Source organism: Burkholderia sp. SIMBA_051, from assembly GCF_046534915.1.
Lineage (GTDB): Bacteria > Pseudomonadota > Gammaproteobacteria > Burkholderiales > Burkholderiaceae > Burkholderia > Burkholderia ambifaria.
In genome coordinates, this window is sequence record NZ_JAWRXS010000803.1 from 1 (window position 1) to 241 (window position 241).

Consider the following 241-nt stretch of genomic DNA (forward strand, 5'->3'; position numbering starts at 1 on the left):
ATATAATTCTTCTTCTTTGCAGGCGGTTAGCTCAGCTGGTTAGAGCGCCACGTTGACATCGTGGAGGTCGTTGATTCGATTCCAATACCGCCTACCAAATTCCTGCAAAGTGCTGTCAAGCACGGCAAAGAAAAAGCCGCTAGGTCAATGACTTAGCGGCTTTTTTGTTTCCCGCGCGAGAAGCGCTGCCAAGTGCCACAAAGGAAGTTTTCGGGGCACGTTTGGGGGTACGAATGCTCAG

The 241-nt window shown here is 50.6% G+C and carries 1 tRNA gene; it reads left to right on the forward strand.

Annotation, left to right across the window (positions count from 1 at the left end):
- Positions 1-20: 20 nt before the first annotated feature.
- A tRNA-Val gene (locus tag SB771_RS36675) sits at positions 21-97 on the forward strand.
- The last annotated feature ends 144 nt before the right edge of the window (positions 98-241 follow it).